Raw genomic sequence first — 2,104 nt, 5'->3', positions numbered from 1 at the left:
TCCCTCGGCGCGGTCGACGTGGTGCGCCGCGAACACGAGGACACCATCATCGGCCACCTCGGCCCCGACCTGCTCGGACCGGACTGGGACCCCGAGGAGGCGCGGCGGCGGCTGGCCGCCGACCCCGGGCGCGCCGTCGGTCTCGCCCTGCTCGACCAGCGGAATCTGGCGGGCATCGGCAACAAGTACCGCAGCGAGATCTGTTTCCTGCGCCGGGTGCACCCGGCCACCCCGGTCGCCGACGTGCCCGATCTGGCCGCCCTGGTCAACGAGTCGCACCGGGTGCTGCACGCCGCCGCGCACCGTCCGCCCTGGCGCGAGCTGGTCTACGGCCGGGCCAGGATGCCGTGCAAGCGCTGTGGCGCCGGGATCAGGGTGCGCGCGCTCGGCGAGAGCGTCCCGATGTCGGACCGGTTCATCCAACGCGAGCGAGGAATCTATTTCTGCCCGCGCTGTCAGCCCGCGCCGGAATGATCGAAATGCGGCCTTTACTCCCGAATTTGAGCGGAGTAGGTTTCTGAGAACTCAAGATATGTGAGTCTGTATTCCGTCGCGATGCACCCACATCGCGTATTTCGTCATTCTTTCTTCTGGAGTCACACCCTATGGAGCTGACGGCCAAACAGCGCGCTGCGCTCGAGCTGATCTGCGATACCTTCGCCCCCGGGGACGGGCTCGGTCTGCCCTCGGCCACCGAACTCGGCGTCCCCGACGTCATGCTGTCGATGCTGTCGCGTGATCCCGACCCCTCGGGCGGCAAACTGCTGTCCACCGTCCTCGGCATGTGGGACAGCCCGCTGTTCGGCCTGGTCGTTGGCGCCGGTCTGCGCTCATTCTCCAAACTCTCGCCCGCCGACCGCGAGCGGGTGCTGCTCGAGCTCGCCGAATCCCGGCTCGGGGCCAAGCGCGCGCTGTTCCAGGCGCTGAAGAAGGGCACGCTGCTGTCCTACTACGTCACGCCAGGGCCGGAGGGCTTCAATCCGCTGTGGAAGCAGATGGGCTACCCCGGCCCGCCCGGCCCGCTCGCCACCGCGCCGCGGCCCGCGCTCAGCCCGCTGCGCTACAGCGAGGACGCCACCCTGGACTGCGATGTGGTGGTGGTCGGTTCCGGCGCGGGCGGCGGCACCGCGGCGGCCGTGCTGGCCGAGGCCGGGCTCGACGTGGTGGTGCTCGAACGTGGCGGCTACTACGACGACGCCGACTTCGGCGCGGGCGAGCTCGACGCGCTCACCAAGCTCTACGCACCCGGCCCGAATGCCACCGCCGAGGGGCTGCTCACCCTGGTCGCGGGTGGCTGCCTCGGTGGCGGCACGGTGGTCAACTGGAGCACCTCGCTGCGCACCCCCGACACGGTGCGCGAGGAATGGGCGGGCATCGGCGCGAAGCAGTTCGCCACCGAGGAGTTCTCCGAGGCGCTGGACGCGGTGGAGAAGCGGCTGTCGGTGAACTTCGACCGCTCCACCATCTCCGCGCGCGACACCGTGCTCGAACGCGGCGCGAAAGCGCTCGGCTGGGACATGGGCCCGCTGCCGCGCAATGTCACCGACGCCTGCGACGCGGGCGTGGAGTGCGGCCGCTGCGGGTACGGCTGCCGGGTCGGCGCCAAGCAGTCGGTCACCAAGACCTGGCTGTCGGACGCCGCCGCCCGCGGCGCGCGGCTGGTCGTCGGCGCGGACGTGCGCCACATCGAGGTCAAGGCGGGCAGGGCCGAGGGCGTGGTTGCCCGCACCGAGGAGGGCGCGCGGCTGCACGTGCGCGCCAAGGCCGTCGTGGTGTCGGCCGGCGCGGTGCAGACCCCCGCGCTGCTGCGCCGCTCCGGCCTGCGCAACAAGAACATCGGTGCTCACCTGCGCCTGCACCCGGCCTCGGCGGTCTTCGGCGTCTTCGACGAGGAACTGCGTCCGTGGGAGGGCGGCCTGCAGACCCGCATCTCGCGCCAGCACGCCGATCTCGACGGCGACGGCTACGGCGTCATCTACGAGACCGGCCCGGTGCATCCCGGCATGCTGGTCGGCTTCATGAACTGGCGCGGCGGTGCGGCGCACCCCGACCCCCAGGTGGGTCTGGCGCGCCCCCCCGCCCACGGCGGCAAAACACCCCCCCC

1 protein-coding gene and 1 pseudogene are annotated in these 2,104 nt (G+C 71.4%); both read left to right on the top strand.

Annotation, left to right across the window (positions count from 1 at the left end; genetic code table 11):
* Positions 1 to 474, top strand: a pseudogene (locus QH283_RS00095) (Fpg/Nei family DNA glycosylase); the annotation flags it as partial.
* A gap of 131 nt (positions 475 to 605) precedes the next feature.
* Positions 606 to 2,104 (top strand): GMC family oxidoreductase N-terminal domain-containing protein (locus QH283_RS00090; RefSeq protein WP_280500978.1); only part of this gene is annotated, 1,499 nt, incomplete at its 3' end.

The organism is Nocardia farcinica, assembly GCF_029867845.1.
In the GTDB taxonomy this organism is placed as follows: Bacteria; Actinomycetota; Actinomycetes; order Mycobacteriales; family Mycobacteriaceae; genus Nocardia; species Nocardia farcinica_A.
Note: the sequence above shows the minus strand (reverse complement) of the source record. Positions and strands in the feature narration are given on the sequence as shown.